Source organism: Amycolatopsis melonis, from assembly GCF_040064235.1.
GTDB lineage: Bacteria > Actinomycetota > Actinomycetes > Mycobacteriales > Pseudonocardiaceae > Amycolatopsis > Amycolatopsis melonis.
In genome coordinates, this window is the sequence record NZ_JBDZYD010000009.1 from 161,771 (window position 1) to 180,363 (window position 18,593).

Annotated in this window: 16 protein-coding genes; 11 read left to right on the plus strand and 5 right to left on the minus strand. The window is 71.8% G+C overall.

What is annotated here, in order from left to right; all coding sequences use genetic code 11:
- Positions 1-13: 13 nt before the first annotated feature.
- Both ABJI51_RS24575 and ABJI51_RS24580 read right to left on the minus strand, forming a co-directional pair.
- Entirely contained in the window at positions 14-1,210 is a 1,197-nt protein-coding gene (locus tag ABJI51_RS24575) for a glycoside hydrolase family 64 protein (protein WP_348953753.1), read from the minus strand.
- A 37-nt stretch (positions 1,211-1,247) separates the two neighbouring features.
- Positions 1,248-2,162 carry an EamA family transporter gene (locus ABJI51_RS24580; RefSeq protein ID WP_348953754.1) on the minus strand — a complete coding sequence of 305 codons (915 nt, stop codon included), beginning with the start codon at positions 2,160-2,162 and terminating at the stop codon, positions 1,248-1,250.
- A gap of 34 nt (positions 2,163-2,196) precedes the next feature.
- On the opposite strand from ABJI51_RS24580, the gene ABJI51_RS24585 reads away from it, so the two are divergent.
- On the plus strand, positions 2,197-2,694 hold the full coding sequence (locus ABJI51_RS24585; protein WP_348953755.1) for a MarR family winged helix-turn-helix transcriptional regulator: 498 nt from the start codon (positions 2,197-2,199) through the stop codon (positions 2,692-2,694).
- 15 nt (positions 2,695-2,709) lie between these two features.
- Here ABJI51_RS24585 and ABJI51_RS24590 read toward each other — a convergent pair whose 3' ends face one another.
- Positions 2,710-3,654 (minus strand): MBL fold metallo-hydrolase, encoded by a 945-nt coding sequence (locus tag ABJI51_RS24590; protein ID WP_348953756.1) that lies wholly within the window; start codon positions 3,652-3,654, stop codon positions 2,710-2,712.
- Between the two features lie 411 nt (positions 3,655-4,065).
- Here ABJI51_RS24590 and ABJI51_RS24595 point away from each other — a divergent pair, with 411 nt between their 5' ends.
- From ABJI51_RS24595 to ABJI51_RS24610, 4 genes are read left to right on the plus strand one after another with little or no spacing between them, the layout of a single operon-like run.
- Positions 4,066-4,542, plus strand: a complete 477-nt coding sequence (locus ABJI51_RS24595) for a PTS sugar transporter subunit IIB (protein ID WP_348953757.1) — start codon at positions 4,066-4,068, stop codon at positions 4,540-4,542.
- Between the two features lie 6 nt (positions 4,543-4,548).
- Positions 4,549-6,165: a PTS system mannose/fructose/sorbose family transporter subunit IID gene (locus tag ABJI51_RS24600; RefSeq protein WP_348953758.1), complete on the plus strand. Its 1,617-nt coding sequence runs from the start codon at positions 4,549-4,551 to the stop codon at positions 6,163-6,165.
- 11 nt (positions 6,166-6,176) lie between these two features.
- Positions 6,177-6,569 carry a PTS sugar transporter subunit IIA gene (locus ABJI51_RS24605; RefSeq protein ID WP_348953759.1) on the plus strand — a complete coding sequence of 131 codons (393 nt, stop codon included), beginning with the start codon at positions 6,177-6,179 and terminating at the stop codon, positions 6,567-6,569.
- Positions 6,566-7,885 carry a hypothetical protein gene (locus ABJI51_RS24610; RefSeq protein WP_348953760.1) on the plus strand — a complete coding sequence of 440 codons (1,320 nt, stop codon included), beginning with the start codon at positions 6,566-6,568 and terminating at the stop codon, positions 7,883-7,885. The genes ABJI51_RS24605 and ABJI51_RS24610 overlap by 4 nt, the downstream gene beginning before the upstream one ends.
- Before the next feature lie 64 nt (positions 7,886-7,949).
- On the opposite strand, the gene ABJI51_RS24615 is transcribed toward ABJI51_RS24610, so the two are convergent.
- Both ABJI51_RS24615 and ABJI51_RS24620 read right to left on the minus strand, forming a co-directional pair.
- Positions 7,950-8,717, minus strand: a complete 768-nt coding sequence (locus ABJI51_RS24615) for a GntR family transcriptional regulator (RefSeq protein ID WP_348953761.1) — start codon at positions 8,715-8,717, stop codon at positions 7,950-7,952.
- 48 nt (positions 8,718-8,765) lie between these two features.
- A complete protein-coding gene (locus ABJI51_RS24620) occupies positions 8,766-11,855 on the minus strand; it encodes an AfsR/SARP family transcriptional regulator (protein ID WP_348953762.1) in 3,090 nt (1,029 codons plus the stop codon).
- An 86-nt stretch (positions 11,856-11,941) separates the two neighbouring features.
- On the opposite strand from ABJI51_RS24620, the gene ABJI51_RS24625 reads away from it, so the two are divergent.
- From ABJI51_RS24625 to ABJI51_RS24650, 6 genes are all read left to right on the plus strand, one after another.
- Positions 11,942-12,568: a thioesterase II family protein gene (locus ABJI51_RS24625; RefSeq protein ID WP_348953763.1), complete on the plus strand. Its 627-nt coding sequence runs from the start codon at positions 11,942-11,944 to the stop codon at positions 12,566-12,568.
- Between the two features lie 329 nt (positions 12,569-12,897).
- Positions 12,898-13,317, plus strand: coding sequence for a hypothetical protein (locus ABJI51_RS24630; protein WP_348953764.1), 420 nt, complete (start codon positions 12,898-12,900; stop codon positions 13,315-13,317).
- 986 nt (positions 13,318-14,303) lie between these two features.
- Positions 14,304-15,539, plus strand: a complete 1,236-nt coding sequence (locus ABJI51_RS24635; RefSeq protein WP_348953765.1) for an MFS transporter — start codon at positions 14,304-14,306, stop codon at positions 15,537-15,539.
- 365 nt (positions 15,540-15,904) lie between these two features.
- Entirely contained in the window at positions 15,905-16,882 is a 978-nt protein-coding gene (locus ABJI51_RS24640; RefSeq protein ID WP_348953766.1) for an ABC transporter substrate-binding protein, read from the plus strand.
- Positions 16,883-17,087: 205 nt separating this feature from the next.
- Positions 17,088-17,876 (plus strand): ABC transporter ATP-binding protein, encoded by a 789-nt coding sequence (locus tag ABJI51_RS24645; RefSeq protein WP_348953767.1) that lies wholly within the window; start codon positions 17,088-17,090, stop codon positions 17,874-17,876.
- Positions 17,869-18,576 carry an ABC transporter ATP-binding protein gene (locus ABJI51_RS24650; RefSeq protein WP_348953768.1) on the plus strand — a complete coding sequence of 236 codons (708 nt, stop codon included), beginning with the start codon at positions 17,869-17,871 and terminating at the stop codon, positions 18,574-18,576. Before ABJI51_RS24645 ends, ABJI51_RS24650 begins: the two co-directional genes overlap by 8 nt.
- The last annotated feature ends 17 nt before the right edge of the window (positions 18,577-18,593 follow it).

Consider the following 18,593-nt stretch of genomic DNA (forward strand, 5'->3'; position numbering starts at 1 on the left):
TCGGGATGGCTCGTCAGTCGAACGGATCCAGCGTCAGGTAGGCCGTCGCCGGGTTGCCGTCGTTGACCAGGGATTCGAAGTTGCCGACGTCGTCGAAGGCGAACGCGTACGCCTTGCCGTCGGCCATCTGGGCGTGGATCTTGCGGGCGTAGTGGTTCGTGACGGCGTCCTGGTAGAACCCCGCCGAGCTGGTGTCGGGCTGGTTCGCGTTGGTCAGCAGGGTCGAGCGGTTGAAGCCCGCGCAGAGCGTGCGCGAGATCTGGCCGCGGACGTCGTTCGGCGCGTCGAGGTTCTTGTAGCAGCCGAAGACGCTGTCGGAGTCCGGTTTCTGGAACGCCGTCACGAACCCGCCCGAGGTGTTGGTGAAGTTCATGACGTTGCCGGAAACCCGGCCGTAGTACTTCACGCCCGGCTGGTCCGCGACCGGCGTCACGGTCAGCGTCGACGAGCTGTACTTCGCCCAGACGCGGTCGATGTAGTCCTGCAGGACGTTCGCGGGCAGCGAGCCCGCCTCGATGCCGTGGCCGGGCGCCAGCGCGCGCAGGACAGTGCCGTCGGATCGGGTCCGGATCAGGTTGGCCCAGCCGCCGGGCTGGCCGCGCAGTGCGGTGTAGAAACCGTTGTAGCCGCCCGGTTTCAGGTGCCCGGTGGTCTTCGTCGTGCCGCCGGCCGCCTGGACGCCGACCGCGTACGGCGCGGAGAACATGTCCACCTGGGTGCTGTTGATCCACAGGCCGCCGTCGTTGAGTGTGTACTCCGACCAGTTGAACAGGATGTTCGCGTTCGGGTCGGACGGGTTCTGCACGGCAGGCTGCACCAGCCCGCCGGTGGCGAGCTTGAACACGAGCTTCTGCCCGTAGGAGAAGTAGATCCGGCCGGAGAACTTCGGGATGCGGATGGTGATCGACTGGCCGTTGGCCGGGCCGGGGATGGCCGCGTCGGGGGCCGGGATCGGCGGCACCGAGCCGGCGGGCCACGCGTGGAACGTGCCGTTCGCGTCGGCCCACCCCTGCTGCCCGGTCGCCAGGTTCGTGCCGAGGTCGTAGACGTAGACCGGGTCGCCGCGCCCGGAGTTGTTGGTGATCTTCAGCGGGATGGTGGCGGGGACCGCGACGGCCGCCGGGGCGACGGCGGTCGTGAGCCCGGCGGCGGCCGCGGCGGTCGCGGCCAGGACCCCCAGCCGCCGTCGGAAGGGCATTGTCGTGCGCACGGGCGCCTCCTCGTCGAGGCCGATGATCGCAAGTTGTTCAGACCATTTCAGGGTCGGTGTCCCGCTGAGCGGTTGTCAAAGGCTGATAATTATCAGCCCCCGTCCGGAGCAACGGCCGGTGCTGGGCGACGACGACGGCGGCGAGCACGACCGCCGCGCCGAGCAGCTGCCACGGCGTCAGCCGCTGGCCGAGCACGAGCCAGCCGAGCAGGGTCGCGACGAGCGGGCTCAGCAGCCCGAGGAACGTCACGTGCGTGGCAGGCAGCGCGCGGATGCCCCGGAACCACAACGTGTACGCCAGCGCGGCGCCGATCAGCGTGAGGTAGGCGTAGCCCGCCAGGTTCGCGCCGGTGAGCGTCGCGGGCGGCAGCCCTTCGGCGGCCAGCGTGACCGGCACGAGCACCAGCCCGCCCGCGACGAGCTGCCAGCCGGTCGTCGCCAGCAGCGGCGCGGGGGAGGTCCACCGCTTGCTCAGCACGACGCCGAAGGCCATCACGATCGCCCCGCCTGCCGCCGCGGCGACGCCGAGCGCGTCGAGCCGGGCGCCGGACTTGAGGACCAGCAGGCCGACGCCGGCGACCCCGGCGAGGCCGGCGAGCACGGTGCGGCGCGTCAGGCGTTCGCCGAGCAGCCCGGTGGACAGGCCGGCGACCAGCAGCGGCTGCAGGGCGCCGAGGGTGGCGGCGACCCCGCCGGGCAGCCGGTAGGCGGCGACGAACAGCAGGGCGAAGAAGGCGCCGATGTTCAGCGTGCCGAGCACGAGCGACCGCCACCACCAGCTGCCCGACGGCAGCCGCCGGGTCAGTGCGACGAGCAGCAGCCCGGCGGGCAGGGCCCGGACGACGGCGGCGAGCAGGGGCCGGTCGGGCGGGAGGAACTCGGTCGTGACGAGGTAGGTGGAGCCCCAGACGGCCGGGGCGACGGCGGCGAGGAGAAGTGTTTTGTTTAGCACTAAGGTAGATTACCTCAGTGCTAAGGTAATTGCCATGGCCGACCACGTGGACCGGGTGCTGGAGCAGTGGCACGCGGAGCGTCCCGACCTCGACGTCTCCCCGATGGCGGTGATCGGCAGGCTGTCCCGGCTGAGCGCGCTGGTGGACGCCGAGCTGCGCCGCACGTTCGCCCGCCACGGCATCGACGCGGCGACGTTCGACGTCCTCGCGACGCTGCGCCGCAGCGGCCCGCCCTACCGGCTGACCCCGACGGAGCTGATGCGCTCGGCAATGGTGACGTCCGGGGCGATCACCCAGCGGCTGGACAAGCTGGAGGCCCGCGGCCTCGTCGAGCGCACCCCGGACGAGACGGACGGCCGCGGCAGGCGGGTCGAGCTGACCGAGGCCGGGCGCGCGCTGATCGACCGCGCGCTGCCGGACCACGTGGCAACCGAGCACCGCATCCTGGCGGCGCTCGGCAGTGCCGAGCGGAAGAACCTGGCCGAGACCCTGCGAACGCTCCTGGAGAGCCTCGGCGGCTCGGGTTCCTGAGGCCCGGTCGGGCCTCTAGGAAATGCGGCGGACCGGTTCCCCGCCCAGCAGGCCGTCCAGGTCGATCCGGCCGCCCGCCGCGGCCAGGACCGCGTCGATGGCCAGGTCCACGTCCAGCTTGCGGCCGTGCTGGTCGGCGTACGCGCGCATCAGGTTGCCGATGTGCCGCTCCGGATTGCGCCACGACGGCCAGCGCAGCGACGCCTGCTTCGCCAGCTTGGTGAAGTTGGACTGGCGGACCGTCGCCTCCAGCAGCCACTCCAGGTAGACGCGCATCGCGTGGAACGCCGTGTGGCCCGGGGTGGCCACCGGGCCGTGGCCGGGCACCACCGTGCGCGGCCGGAACGTGTCCTGGAGCCAGTCGAGTGCGTCGAGCCAGCCGGGGATCGAGCCGTGCACCGCCATCGGCGTGTCGCCGATGAACACCAGGTCGCCGGCGAACAGCGTGCCCGAACGCGGCTCGTGGACCACCAGGTCGCCCGCCGTGTGCGCGACGCCCGGCACCGCCACGACGTCGGCCGTCGCGCCGCCGAGGTCGAGCTGCTGATGGCCCGGCACCGCGCGGACCGCCTCCGGCTCCGGCGGCTCCAGCACGCCCCAGCGGGTGTAGGTGAAGACGTTGCCGTACGTCTGCGGCCCGGCCTTGACCAGGTCGAGGCTGCCGGGCGCGACCAGCGCCGTCCCGCCTTCGCGCAGTGCGACGCCGAGTCCGTTGTGGTGCTCGCCGTGCGCGTGCGTGATGACGACCGTCAGCTCCTGCTCGCCCGCGTACTTGCGGACGTCGCGCAGCAGTTCCAGAGTGGCCTGTTCGGTGCCGCAGGTGTCGATCAGCGCGACCCCGGTGCTGCCCTGGATCCAGCCGCTGTTCGCGACGAACCACTCGGCCGGGCTCTTCACGTACGCCACCACACCCGGCCGCGCGTGCCGGAGCGGGACGATGTTCGATCTGACGGCCGGCATGCGTTCCCTCCCTGAAGCGAAACCGTGACGACCCGGCTCCGCAGCGTACCGGCGCGGCCCGCGGGCAGCGCCGGACGAAGCGCTTAACGACGGTGTCCGGAGCAGGTTGCGCGGATTGCCGTCCGAAATGCTCGGTTCCCTAATTTCTGTCGGCTGACCGGTCGATGATCTTTTGAATCCGAGGCGGCTTCGGGTCTTGACAGCGGATCACGACTGTCCATACTGGTATATACCTTTATGGGAGGGTCCGGGCAAATAACTGCGACACCGAAACGCGGGGGACTTCGCGCTCGTGGGCCGACGGAAGGTCTGAGGGGTCCTTCCGTCGGCCGCGCGAAGGCCGGTCACCGGCAGTATTGACACAGTTACTGGTACGAACCAGGATGTCTCCTGCCGTCCGGGAGGAGAACTATGGCGGGGGCACACGTCCGGATCGACAACCGGCTGGTTCACGGGCAGGTCACCGTCGCCTGGACCCGGCGGCTCGGCGTCCGGCGGCTGATCGTCTGCAACGACGACGTCGCGGCCGACGACCTGCAGCGCATGCTGCTGCCGCAGGCCGCGCGCGGGCTGCCGACCGACGTCCTGTCCGTCGAGGACACCCTGGCCGACGGCGCGGGCGCGGACGTCATGATCATCGCGAAGAACCCGGTGGACGCCTTCCGCCTCGCCGACGGCGGGCTGCGGCCCGAGGTCGTCAACGTCGGCAACGTCGCGCCCCGGCCGGGCACCACCTACACCATGGTCACCCGCTCGATCGCGGTGACCGCGGACGAGGCCGACGCCTACCGCAAGCTCGCCGCCACCGGCATTCCGCTGCTCACCCAGCTGCTCCCGGGCGACAAGCCCGCCGAATTCGTCCCGTTGCTCGACCGGAAAGGGCTCTAGCCCCGCATGCTCGTCGCGCTGGCCCTGACCATCTGGGCGATCTACTGCACCTACGACGGGCTCGGCCCGTTCCTGATCTACGCGCAGCGGCCGCTGATCGCCGGCTCGGTGGCCGGGCTGATCACCGGGCACCCGCTGCTCGGCCTGCTGATCGGCGCGACGCTGGAGCTGGCCGCCCTCGGCGTCTACACCTACGGCGGCGCGACGATCCCGGACTACCAGACCGGCGCGATCGTCGGCACCGCGCTGGCCGCGGGCGCGGCGGGCGACACGTCCGCGCAGGTCGCGATCGGCATCGGCGTCGGCCTGCCCGCCGCGATCCTGCTCTCGGCACTGGACCCGGTCGGCAAGATGGTCACCACCGCGCTGGTGCACCGCGCCGACGGCTACGCCGCCGACGGCAACGCCCGCGGCCTGGCGATGATCCACTGGGTGAGCCTGATCCCGTGGGTGGCGGTGCGCGCGATCCCGACGTTCCTCGCCGCGCTCGCCGCGTCCGGCGGCCTGGTCAAGGACATCACCGCGCGCATCCCCGGCGGGTTCGTGCAGGGCATGACGCTGGCCGGGTCGCTGCTGCCCGCGGTCGGCTTCGCGCTGCTGCTCGGCATGATGGAGCTGCGGAAGTACTGGTACCTGCTGCTGATCGGGTTCGTCGGGTTCGCCTACCTGCACCTGCCGGTGCTGGGCATCGCGCTCGTCGGCGTCGCGGTCGCGATGCTCTTCGTGACGCTCAAGCCCGCCGAGCCGGCGATCGCCGTCCCCGCGTCCGCCGAGGAGTCCGCGGTGGACGCCCGGCTGTCCAAGCAGGACCTGCGCCGGGTGTTCCGCCGGTACTTCTGGTCGAGCCAGATCTCCTGGAACTACGAGCGGATGCAGGCACTCGGCTTCGCGTACTCGATGGAACCGGTGCTGCGCCGGCTCTACCCCGACAAGGCCGACTACGTCGCCGGCCTGCAGCGGCACCTGCAGTTCTTCAACACGTCGGTGCTGATCGGCGGCCCGCTGATCCTCGGCTCCACCGTCGCGCTGGAGGAGGCGGGGACGCCGAAGTCGGCCGCGAGCACCAAGGTCGCGCTGATGGGCCCGCTCGCCGGGATCGGCGACACCGTCGTCTTCGCGCTGTACAACAGCATCATCTTCACCATGGGCGCGTCGTGGGCGCTGCAGGGCAACTGGCTCGGCCCGGCCTTCGCCGCGGTGATGGTGCTCGTGCCGTACGCGCTGATGCGGCGCTGGCAGTTCGGGTTCGCCTACCGCGAGGGGAAGCGGCTGGCCGGGCACCTGGCCGCCGGCGCGCTCGCCCGCGTCGCGCAGGGGGCGACCGTGCTCGGGTTCGTCGTGCTCGGCGGGTTCATCCCGTCGATCGTCAAGGTCGTCACCACGCTGACCTACCGGCAGACCACCACCGTCCAGGGACAGCCGGTGACGCAGTCGGTGGCGATCCAGGACCGGCTCGACGAGCTGCTGCCGTACCTGCTGCCGGTGCTGGTCACGGCCGGGGTGTACCTGCTGACGGTCAAGGCCCGGCTGCGGCCGGTCTGGGTCATCGGCATCGTCGTCGTGGCCGGGGTCGTCCTGGGGTGGCTCGGCTGGTTCGCGCCATCGGCCCCGGCGAAGAGTTAGGAGTGTCCGCCATGCCCGTCCCGATCATCCTCGCCGGCCACGGCAGGCTGCCGTCCGGCGTCGGCGAGGCCGCCGAGATGATCCTCGGCCCGCAGTCGCGGCTGAAGGTCTGCGAGCTGAGCCCGCACGACAGCCCGGAGGAGTTCGGCGCCCGCGTGCTGGCGCTGGCCGGCGACGCCGACGGCGTGCTCGTGCTCGCCGACCTGCACGGCGGCTCGCCGTTCAACGCCGTCCGCGCGCTGGCCGCCGCGGCGCGCCCGCGCATCGAGCTGGTGTCGGGGCTGAACCTGCCGATGCTGCTGGAGGTCCTGCTGCACACGACCGACGACGTCACCGAGCTTGCCGGCGTAGCCCGCGCCGCCGGGCGCGACGGCGTGGTCGACGTCCTGGAATCGACGTGGTGACCGCGCCGCTCCTGCTCGCGGCGCAGGACGTCCGGATCACGCCGGGGCCCGGGCACCCCCTCGGCGGCTACCTGGCGCGGCACGGCGTCGCGACCGGCACGCACGACGACCTCGAGGCGTCGCTCATCTGGCTGTCCACCGAGGACGATCCCGGCGTGGTCTGGGTGGCGCTGGACGCGCTCGCGGTGGACGACGGCCTCACCCGCACCCTGGCCGATGCGGTCGCCGCGGCCGTGGACATCGACCCCGAGCGGGTGCTGGTCTGTGCGTCGCACACGCATTCCGGGCCCGAGGGCTGGACCGGCCCGCTGCACCCGGGCCTGCCGGGGCGGCGCGATCCCGGGCTGGTCGGCGGCATGGCGGAGAAGGTCACCGGCGCCGCGCTGCGGCTGCGGGCCTGCCGCAGCCGGGTCCGGGCCCGCTGGCACGCGGGGTCCACCGAAGCCGTCGGCGGCAACCGCTACCGGCCGGACGGGCCGCACGACACGTCGTTCGGCGTGCTCGAACTCCGCCGCGACGACGGGACGCCTGCCGCGCTGCTGTTCGACTACGCCAGCCATCCGACGGTGCTGGGCCCGGACAACCTCGCCTGGTCGGCGGACTGGCCGGGCGCGACCCGCCGCGAGCTGGCGGCGCTGATCGGCCGGCCGGTCGCGGCGTTCCTGCAGGGCGCGGCGGGCGACGCGAGTTCGCGGTTCGTCCGCCGCGGCCGCGACCACGACGAGGTCCGCACCCTCGGCGGCCACCTGGCGACGTCGATCGCGCGCACGCTGGCGGCGGCGTCGGCGGTCGGGGCGGCAGGCCCGGTCCGGCTGCTGCGCTCGACCCTGCACCTGCCCTACCGCGACGTGCCGTCGCTGGAGGACAGCCTGGAGCTGCGGCAGGCGGCCGAGGTGGAGTGGCAGCGCGAGCTGGCGGTCCACGGCGAGGACCACCCGGCGGTCCGGATCGCGCAGACCCGCTACGAGGGCTGCGCGATGCTCGCGGCGATGGCGGCCACCGACCGGCCGACGGGCTGCGCGGCGGTCCCGGTCAGCGTCGTGTCGCTGGGAGACGTCGCCTGGCTGCACACGCCGTTCGAGCTGTTCGCGTCGCTGGGCCTGCGGATCCGCGAGGGCAGCCCGTTCCGCCACACGCGGGTGATCGGCTACACCGACGGGTATCTGGGGTACCTCCCGGACGCCGACGCCCACCGCGCCGGCATCTACGAGTCGTACGTGACCCTGTTCGGCCCCGAAGCGGCCGACGTGCTGGTGGAGCACTGCCTGAAGCTGCTGCGCACCCACCGCACCGGTGGCACCCGCCAAGTGACATGAACGACTCGTTCATGTCGTCGGATGACATGAAAGAGTCGTTCATGTCATCCGGCCGGGAGAGCGCTCAGGCCGGGCTGCGCCGCGCCTGGGTGAAGACCGTGTAGCGGTCACCCCGGTACAGCGACCGGCCCGCCTCGATCACGCCGCCGCTCTGGTCGTGCAGGGTGCCCTCGATGATCAGGCACGGCTGCGTCGGCTCCACGCCGAGCAGGGCCGCGTCGTGGCTGTTCGGCAGGACCGCGGAGATCGCCGTGTCGTTCCACTCCGGGCGCACGCCCCAGCGTTCCTCGATCGTGCGGTGCAGCGACTGGGTCTCCCAGTCGAACAGCTCGATGCCCGGGAAGCGGTCGACCGAGAGGTTGGTGCGCTCGACCGCGAACGGCTCGTCCTCGACGTACCGCAGCCGTTCCAGCCGGAACACCGGGGCGCCCGGCGGGACGTTCAGGCGTCCGGCGATGCGCGGGCCCGCGCTCCCCACCTCCGCGTGCAGCACCTTCGTCTTCGGGACGACGCCGCGGGCCTGCATGTCCTCGGTGAACGAGGTCAGCATGTCGATGTGCGCCGCCTGGCGTTCGGCGGTGAACGTCGCGGTGCCGTGCTGGCGGTAGAGGACGCCGTCGGCGACGAGCCGGTTGATCTCCTGCCGCACGGTGCCGCGGGCGACGCCGAAGTGCTCGGCGAGGAACCGTTCCGACGGCATCAGCCTGCCCGGGCCGGCCTCCGTCGCGGCGGTTTCCAGGATTTCGCGGAGCTGGTCGCCCTTCGGCCGCCCCGGGATGAGTGCGTCCGGAAGCTTCAGATCGCTCGCGGCGACGTGTTTCGGACGGGGCATGGCTTCAGTATGTCGCGCCGCGCGGGCGGAGGTAACACCCGTTGAGGCTCAACCTGTCGCTCGATCGGCCAGCCGGAGCAGGAAATCCGCGGCCAGGGCCTCGCCTGTGACATGCCCGACAGCGCGGTAGAGCGAGCGGGACTCCCGTGCGGTCCCATCGGCGAGCATCGACCGGCCCGCGGCGGCTTCGACGGCGGCCAGTCCCAGCAGCGCCTCCGCTTCCACCACGCGGAAACCGCCCGCGCGGGCCGCGTCGAGCGCCGTCCGCGCGTGCTCACCGGCCTCGCCCGCGCGGCCGCCGGCGGCCAGGACCCGCGCGAGCGTCGCCGACGCCTCGGCGAGCTGGCCCCGCAGGCCGGATTCCGCGGTCAGCTCGCGGGCTTCGCGCAGGACGCGTTCCGCGGCGCCGAGGTCGCCGCGGCCCTCCTTGGCCCGCCCGAGTGCGATCAGCGCGGCCGCCTCGATCTGCCGGTCGCCGTCACGGCGGACGCAGGCGAGGGCCGCTTCCGCGGTCAGCGCGGCGTCGTCGTGGTCGCCGCGGGCGATCTGCAGCGCGCTCACCGCGGTCAGTGCGGTGGCTTCGCCGAAGCTGGAGCCGAGGTCCCGGAAGGCCGTCAGTGCCTGGTCGAGGACGTCGCCTGCCTCGGTCAGGCGGCCGGTGGCCAGCAGCACCCAGCCGAGGTCGGCGCGGTTGGCCGCCGCCCAGAATGCGAGGTTCTCCTTGTCCGCCAGCGCAATCGCCTCGACGAGGCAGTCTTCGGCCTGCTCCAGCCTGCCCAGCTGGCGGTAGTGGCAGCTCAGCGAGTTCAGCGCGAGCGCCTCGCCGGACCGGTTGCCCAGCTCGCGGAACAGCTGGATCGCGCGACGGCTGTGCTCGACCGCCTCCGACAGCCTGCCGGTCCACTCCAGCATCGCGCCGAGGTTCGCGACCGCCGTCGCCTCGCATTCGGAGAAGCCGCACGCCCGGCTGGCCAGCACCGCCTTCTCCGAGTGCCGGATGCCTGCTTCGTGCTGGCCTTCGCGGAAGTACGCGCCGCCGATGGACAGGTGCACCAGCGCCTCGGCAGGCTGGGCGCCGTGGTCCTGCGCCGCGCGCAGCACGATCGGGGCCAGTTCGAGCCATTCCGCGCGGCGGCCGTGGTCGTGGAAGAACCGCCGCAACGCGTCGGCGAGGTACCAGGCGCCGGGGTACGGCCCACGGGCGGCGGCCTGCCGCAGCACGGCCGAGAGGTTCGGCACCTCGACGTCCAGCCAGGCCACGGCTTCGGCGGCGCCGGCGAAGACGATCGGGCTGGCCGCCGCCGGCGCGTCGTCGCGGGGGAGCGTCACGATCCGCGCGCCGAGCAGCGCGACCGCCGCGTCCGCGGCCGCGCAGTAGCCGGTGAACAGCCGTTCCCACGCCTGTTCCCGCGCGGTTTCGTCCTCCTCGGCGCGCACGCACTGCTCGGCGTAGCGGCGGGCGAGGTCGTGGAACCGGTAGCGCCGGGGCGCGTGCGCTTCCAGGAGGTTCGCCGCGGTCAGCCCGCGCAGCCGCCGGGTCGCCTCCTCGGCGGGGACCGCCAGCAGCGCGCCCGCGGCGACCGCGGTGAAGTCGGCGCCCGGCACCAGCGCGAGCAGCCGGAACGCCTGACGCAGCCCGGGCGCCAGTGCCTGGTAGGAGACCGAAAACGCCTTGCCGACGGCGCTTTCCCCGGCACCGTCGAAGCCGAGCTGGGCCAGCGGGTCGCCCCGCAGCTCGTCGACCAGCTCGCCGATGCTGGCCACGCCGGTGTTGGCCGCGGCGATCCGCAGCGCCAGCGGATGGTGCCCGCAGAGTCGCGCCAGCTCGGCGGCCGCTTCGGGCTCGGCGGCGGTCCGGTCGCCGAGCAGCGCGGTCAGCAGCGCCTGCGAGTCGTCCTCCCGCAGCTGGGCCAGGCCCAGCGACCGTGCGCCGGTGCGCGCGACCAGCTCGTCGAGCCGGTGGCGGCTGGTCACCAGCACCCGGCCCGACGACGGCAGCAGCGGCAGCACCTGGGCGGCGTCGCGGGCGTTGTCGAGCACGACCAGGGCCTGCCGGTCGGCCAGCAGCGAGCGGTAGAGCTTGCTCTGGTCGTCGACGCCGGGCGGCACGTCCCGCAGGTCGACCCCGAGCGTCCGCAGCAGCTGCGCGAGCGCGGCGGCGGGGGTCAGCGGCTCGTCGTCGGCGTCGAAGCCGCGCAGGTTCACGTACAGCTGGCCGTCGGGGTAGCGCGCCCGCGCGGTGTGCGCCCAGTGCACGGCCAGCGCGGTCTTGCCGACGCCGGCGGTACCGGTGATCACCCACACGTCGCCCGGCTCGTCGAGCATGGCCAGCTCCGGGACCCGGCCGGCGAACCCGCGGACGTCCAGCGGCAGCTCGGCGGGGCGCAGCGCGACCGGGGCCGGGACCGGGGCGGGGACCGGCTCGCCTTCGCCGCGCAGGATCCGCATCCGCAGGTCCTGCAGGGCCTGGCCGGGTTCGATGCCCAGCTCCTCCACCAGCAGGTCATGGGCCCGCGTATACGCGTCGAGGGCTTCGGGGGTGCGGCCGCAGCGATGCAGCGCGAGCATCAGCGCGGCCCGCAGCCGCTCCCGGAACGGGTGCTCGTCGACGAGCCGGCGCAGCTCGCCGACCACCTCGCCGTGCCGTCCCGTGGCCAGTTCCTCCTCGTAGAGCTCCTCCAGCACGACGAGCCGGCGTTCGGCCAGCGCCGGGCCTTCGTGCTCGGCCAGCGCCTCGCTCACCCCGCCGAGCGGGGTGCCGTCCCACAGCGCCAGCGCGGCCCGCAGGTGCGCGACGGCGTCCGGCCCGGAGGTGGCTCTGGCCTTGGCGACTTCGTCGTCGAAGACGTCGAGGTCCCGCTCGCCGGGCGCGACCTCGATGACGTAGCCGGGCGCGCGCCGCACGATGACGTCGCGGCCGAGGAGTTTCCGCAGCTCGGAGATGTGCACCTGGAGCCGCCCGCGCACGCTCGGCGGCGCGTTCTCGCCCCAGGTCAGGTCGATGAGGCGGTCCTCGGTGACCACGCGGTTCGGGTTGAGCAGGAGCGCGGCGAGCACGGACGTCTGTTTCTGGCCACCGGGCCGGAACGCGCCCGTGTCGCCGAGGACCGTGACCGGTCCGAGCAGGCGGTAGCGCACGTGTTGCCCCCCAGAAGGCGGACCGAAGCGGAACGGAAGTGCTGTGGTCGACCCTAACCCCGGTCGAGAAGGAGAGGAGGCCACGGGTGGACAGAGACGGCGTTGATCGCCTGTTGTTCGTCTGTTTCCCGGACGCCGGCGAAGCCGCCGGCCGCTACCGGGCCTGGCGTGATCCGCGAATCGCGGTGCACGTCGTCGAGCTGCCCGGCCGGGGCGAGCGGCGGGACGAACATCCGTACCGGGACATGTGGCTGCTGGTCGAGTCGCTGTCCGCGGAGCTGGCCGAGGTGCTCGGCCGCCCCCACGTGCTGTTCGGCGCAGGCCTCGGCGCGCTGGTCGCCTACCGGCTGGCGCAGCGCCGGGTGGCGGCGGGCCTGCTGGTGCCGCGTGCCCTCGTCGTGGCGCACCAGGCCCCACCGGACCGGGCGGCGCGGGCGGTGCCCGACCAGGCGGCCCGTGCGGACGTGAGCCTGCTGGTCAGCGACACCCACGTGCCGGCGGCACCACCGCTGCCGTGCCCGATCCGCGCGTTCGGGGAGCCGCACGTGATGTCGGGCTGGGGCGAGCACACGAGCGCGGGCTTCGTGCTGTTCCCGGCCCGCGCCCAGGACAGCGCGGCACTGCTGCGCGACGCGGTGCTGCGGTCGGCCTACCTGATCTCGGCGCTGGCGGTGCAGAGCGCCGCGCCACCACCGACGCTGGAGCTGTCCTGAGAGGTGTTCGAGTCACCGATGTAGGGCCCGCCGCCGATGGTGGCAATCTCGGGCCCGGCTGCACCACAGCCGGAAGCCGCGGCGGCGGGCGCACAGACAAGGATTCCCAGCAAGGCCGTGCCGATGACGGCGTGGATAGCCCCGGCTCTCATGTTTCGCTCCTCCTGCTCGGTGTGGCGCCGATGCTGCCGCACCCGACTTCCAAATCACTTCCGTCCACTTGCCGCCACCACATGGTGACGACCCGGTCACGCACCGGTGACTGTCCTCTGTGGACCATTCCCGCCGGGGAATTGGCTCGCGCATGAGGGTGCCGCACGATGACGGTCATGACGGACATCGATCCCCAAGCCCTCGCCGACCGTTATGTGGCCCTTTGGACGGAACCGGACCCGGCGGCCCGCTGGAGGATGATCACGCAGCTGTGGTCTCCGGATGGCACGCACAACCTTCTGCCACTGGAGGAAATGATCAAGGAGGCGGCGGAGCTTGGTTTCGCGGCCCCGACGCTGTCCTGCCGCGGCCACGCGGCGATCGAGAGGAGGGTGAGCCGTAGTTACGACAGGTTCGTGGCGACGGGTGAGTACACGTTCCGCGCTCGGCCGGGGGCGTTGCGGGTGGGTGATGTGGTGAAGTTCGAGTGGGAGTCGGTTCAGGTGGATGGGGATGTCGTGGCGGGCGGTGGCTCGGAGGTGCTCCTGCTCGGGGAGGACGGGACTATCAGGAAGGACACCATGTTTCCGCACTGAGGTAGTTTTGTCGGTGGTCTGCGGTAGTGTGGAAATCGGGGGCTGCTTTGGCGGGTTTGGTTGGTGGGTAAGGGTTTTCACCCGGTTCAGCGATGACTTTCGTACGTGTGTTCGGGTAGCTTTGGGGTATGGCTACTTCGGTTCTGTTTCTGTTCCTGCTGTTTTGGATCGTTGGTGTACAAGAGAAGTTGGCGGTGCTGTGGAGTCGGCTCGGTGTGGTGGGGCGGTGGAGGCGGCGTTTCGGGCCGACGGGAGCGTGGCTGGGCTCTGGCTTTGGTTAGCTGTGGTCTGGGCTGTGGCTGATGGTGGCTCGCTTGCGATGGTGCTGGGCTGGCGGATGGGTATCGCGGTCGGAAGTCTCGCTGTGGCCTGAAGTCTCGCCGCTCCCGCGCGGCCGCGTCGACCTGCTCGGCCGTCACCCGCGGCCACCGCGGCCGCCTGCGCCCGCTGCAGCACCGCGGACGGGAGTCTCGCGGTGGTCGGGAGTGCAACGGCCCCCGGACCACACGTACTTCGAGATGGCAGGGTCTCGCGGTGGCCGGAAGCTTCGCGGTGGGCCTGAGGTCTCGCTGTGGCTGGGAGTCTCGCGCTGACCTGAGGTTTCGCGGTGGCCGGAAACCTCGCTGTGGCCGGGAGTCTCGCGCTGGCCGGGAGTCTCGCGGTGGCCGGAAGCCTCGCTGTGGCCGGGAGTCTCGCGGTGGCCTGAACCTGGCCGCAGCCGGTCCGGCTGCCTGGGCGGCTCCGGGCGGGGTCGCGTGATCCATTCGGCTGCACCGCCGATCCCTATACCCGCCTACCAGCCAGGCGATCGGTCCGACTCGACCACCCAAGTCGGCGCGCCACCTACCCCTCGCCCATCGGCCAATCGGCAAGTCCAACTCGGCCACTCAAGTCGGCCGCGTACTCCCGCCACGCGGCCAAGCTCTCCGGAAACCCGCCACCCACACGCGAAAGGAGAAACGTATAAGCACTGTTACAATCCCCCCATGTCCCTGACCGGCGCCCTCGTCGACGTCACGCCACTCCGCTCTTCCCCGCCCTTCCGGCGCCTCTGGCTGGGCCGGGTCTTCTCGGGCTTCGGTGCCCAGATGACGGTCGTCGCCGTGATGTTCCAGGTCTGGGAAGAGACTCGGAGCACCGTGTGGACCGGGGCCGTCGGGCTGGCGCAGGCCTTGCCCCTCGTCGTGTTCGGGCTGTTCGCCGGTTCGGTCGTGGACCGGGTCGATCGGCGGAAGTTCGCACTCCTCACGACGGCCGGACAGGCCGGCTGCTCGGTTCTCCTTGCCGTGCAGGGGTTTCTCGGCGATGTGCCCGTCGTGGTGGTGCTGGGCCTGGTGGCCGTCCAGTCGTGCTTCGTGGCCGGCGGTGGGCCGGTTGCGCGGACCTTCGTTCCGCGGCTGCTGCCACCTGAGCAGCTGCCTGCCGGGCTCGCGCTGAACCGGATCGCCTTCCAGGGCGCCATGCTGCTCGGCCCGGCGCTCGGCGGGCTCGTCCTCGGGTGGCTGGGGGTCGGCGGCTGCTACCTCGTCGACGCGCTGACGTTCGGCATGGCCTTCTACGGCCTCTTCGGCCTCCCGTCGATGCGGCCCGACGGGGAGCCGTCGCGGCCTGGGCTGCGTGGGGTGCTCGACGGGCTGGCCTTCCTGGTGCGGGCGCCGGTCGTCCGGGGTGCGCTGCTCACGGACTTGGCCGCGACCGTCCTGTCCATGCCGATCAGCCTCTTCCCGCTGGTCAACGCCGAACGCTTCGGCGGCGACCCCCGCACGCTGGGGCTGTTCCTCTCGGCCGTGGCGGTCGGTGGTGTGGCGGCGTCGGTGCTGTCCGGCACCTTCACGCGGCTGCCGCGGCCCGGCCTGGTGATGCTTGCCGGCTCGATCGCCTGGGGTGGCTCGCTCACCGTGTTCGGGCTGGCGCCGGACCCGTGGGTCGGGCTGGCCTGCCTCGTCCTCGCGGGCGCCGCGGACACGGTTTCGGTGGTGTCGCGGGGCGCGCTGGTCCAGCTCAACACGCCGGACGCCCTCCTTGGCCGGGTCGCCGCGGCCGAACAGATCGTCGGCCAGGCAGGACCGGACCTGGGCAACCTTCGTGGTGGGCTCCTCGCGGGTGCCACTTCCGGAGCGTTCGCCCTCGCGAGCGGTGGACTGCTGTGCGTTCTGGCGGTCCTGCTGGTCGGTGCGACGACGCCCGGCCTACGTCGATTCACGACGGAAAAGGCCGGTTGAGGTAACAAAAAAAGGCGAACAGGGAAATAGGAGAATCAATCGAAAATGCCAACTGAAAGGAACCAGGAAATCAGGCGATAAGCAGCGCCGGATGGACCATCAATCGTTACAACGATCAGCCCATCGCCAACCCTCGACCAGCAGTGGCGAGATCACGAGACCAAGACGCAGGTCGTTGGTGACTTACTGTCGGAAACACCAACGCTGTCAGTGGGTTACCCTTCACGCAACCTGTCACTCTTTCGCGTGAACCTGGCGTGACATATTTCTCCTCCACGCATTTGCTCCCCGGGAAATCGTCATCTACAGTCCGGCGAATCACGGCTGGACAAGCCGGATCGGAAGATTCATTCACGAGGAGTGCCATGCCCCGCCGCGCCTCGACACGCCGGCTCGGCGTGCTCGCTCTGGTTCTCTGGCTCCTGAGCGGGTGTAGTCAGCTCGGTGCCGCCAAGCCCTCCGGGGATGTCGAAAAGCCGTCGATCCGGGTGGCGATCCTCACCACCGTCGACCTCGCTCCGCTGTGGCTCGCCCAGGAAGGCGGGTACTTCAAGGCCGAAGGCCTCGACGTGCAGACCGATGTCGGCGCCAGCGGGCAGGAGACGCTCACCCGGATGACCACCGGCCAGGACGATCTCGCGCTGTCCACCTACACCCTGTTCTTCCTGGCCAAGAGCAGCGGCTCCGCGGACATCAAGCTGGTCGCCGACGCCACTTCGGCGAGCCCGCGCAGCAACGAGGTCGTCACCGTGCCGAACTCGCCCGTCAAGACCGTCAAGGACCTCGGGGGCAAACGCATCGCCATCAGCTCGAAGAACGCCGCCTCGGACGTGCTCACCCAGTCCGTGATGCGAGACCACGGCGTCGACGCCGGCAAGGTGCAGTGGGTGCCCATGCCGCTGCCCGAGATGAGCGCCGCGCTCGCGCAGGGCCGCGTCGATGCCGCCTACCAGCCGGAACCCTTCCTCACGCAGGCCGCCAAGACCGTCGGGGCCTATCCGGTGATCGACGCCGCCAGCGGCAGCACCCAGAACTTCCCGCTCACCGGCTACGCCGCCACCGCCAAGTGGGTCCAGGACCACCCGAAGACCCTGCGCGCGTTCCAGCGCGCCATGCAGAACGCCACGCACGCCGCCGTGGACCGGTCGCGGATCGAGCCGCTCGTCGTCCGGAACGCCCGCGTGGACCAGGACATCGCCAGCCTCATGGTCATGCCCGCCTTCGGGTCCACCCTGGACGCCCGGCGCATCCAGCGCGTGCCCGACCTGCTGCAGCAGCTCGGCGTCGTGCAGACGAAGATCGACGCCTCCTCGATGATCGCGCCGCAGGCCAGTACCGGCTGAGGCCGGCCCGAGCGGCGAAGGGCGGGTGCGCGTACTGCGTGCCCGCCCTTCGCCGTTGGTGCGCAAGGACTTTCCCAAGAACACCGGCTCGGCGAAATTATCGGACCGCGGCCGGCACCTTGACACGACCGGCGCCGCACCGCACCCTCTTCATACCGACCGCGCGGTACGACGCAGTCCGCATGGTGAGACAGGAGAGTCGTTGATGACGCTTCCGGAGGACCTGCTCGTGGTCGACGGCCTCACCGTGCGGTTCGGCGGGCTCACCGCGCTGCGCGACGTCCGGCTGGGCGTCGGGGCCGGCACCGTCGTCGGCGTCATCGGCCCCAACGGTGCCGGGAAGACCACGCTCTTCAACGTCGTCTGCGGGTTCGTGCGGCCGCAGGCCGGGCGTGTCCTCTGGCGCGGGGAGCCGCTCGTCCGGCACCGTCCCGAGCGGCTCGCCGGGCTCGGGATCGTCCGGACCCTGCAGGGACTCGGCCTGTTCGCCGGCCTGACCGTCCTCGAAAACGTGATGACCGGGGCGAGCCGCCACGCCCGTACCGGCCTGCTCCCGGCCCTCGCCGGCGCCGGACGCTCGGCGCGCGACGAAGCCGATCTCGCCGATCGCGCCCGGGAAACGCTGCGGGAACTGGGCATCGATGATCTCGCCGCTCGGCTGCCCGGCGTTCTCCCTTACGGCGTCCGGAAACGCGTCGCGCTGGCCAGGGCGCTGGCCGCCGATCCGGAGCTGCTGCTGCTCGACGAACCCGCGAGCGGGCTTTCGGCCGCCGAGCTGGCCGAACTCGGGTCGCTGATCCGGTCGCTGAAACAGCGGATGGCCGTCGTGCTCGTCGAACACCACATGGACCTGGTCATGGACGTCTGCGACCGCGTCGTGGTGCTGAACTTCGGCGAGGTGATCGCGGCGGGCACCCCCGGCGACATCCAGGCCGACCCGCGCGTCGCTGAGGCCTACCTCGGCGACCCGGCCGTGGAGGCACCCGGTGCTTGAGATCGACGAGCTTTCCGTGTCCTACGGCGCCGTCCGCGCGCTCGACGGCGTCGGCATCACCGTCGAGCGCGGCGGGATCACCGCCGTCCTCGGCGCGAACGGCGCGGGCAAGACGACGCTGCTGCGCACGATCAGCGGCCTGCAGCCCGCCCGCGCCGGCCGGATCACCTGGGACGGCCGGGATCTCACCGGCCTGGCCCCGGACCGCATCGCGCGCGGCGGCGTGGCGCACGTGCCCGAGGGCGGCGGCGTGATCACCGAGCTGACCGTCGACGAGAACCTCCGGCTGGGCGCGCTGTGGCGGCGCGACCGGGCCGACCGCGCCGCCGCGCGGAAGGAGATGTACGAGCTTTTCCCGGCGCTGGAAGAACGTTCGGCAAAACCCGCCTCGACGCTCTCCGGCGGCGAACGCCAGATGCTCGCCATCGGCCGGGCCCTGATGAGCCGGCCCGGCCTGCTGCTGCTGGACGAGCCGTCGCTGGGCCTCGCGCCGCTGATCACCGCCCGGATCATGGGCATCCTGCGCGACCTGCGGGCCTCGACCGGGCTCACCGTCGTGCTCGTCGAGCAGAACGCGCACAGCGCGCTGTCCATCGCCGACCGCGGGTACGTCCTCGCGCTCGGCCGCGTCGTGGCCGCCGACACCGCGCCGGAACTGCTGGCCGACGACGGGCTCCGCCACGCCTACCTCGGTTTCTGAGACGTCTAGTTGGAGGT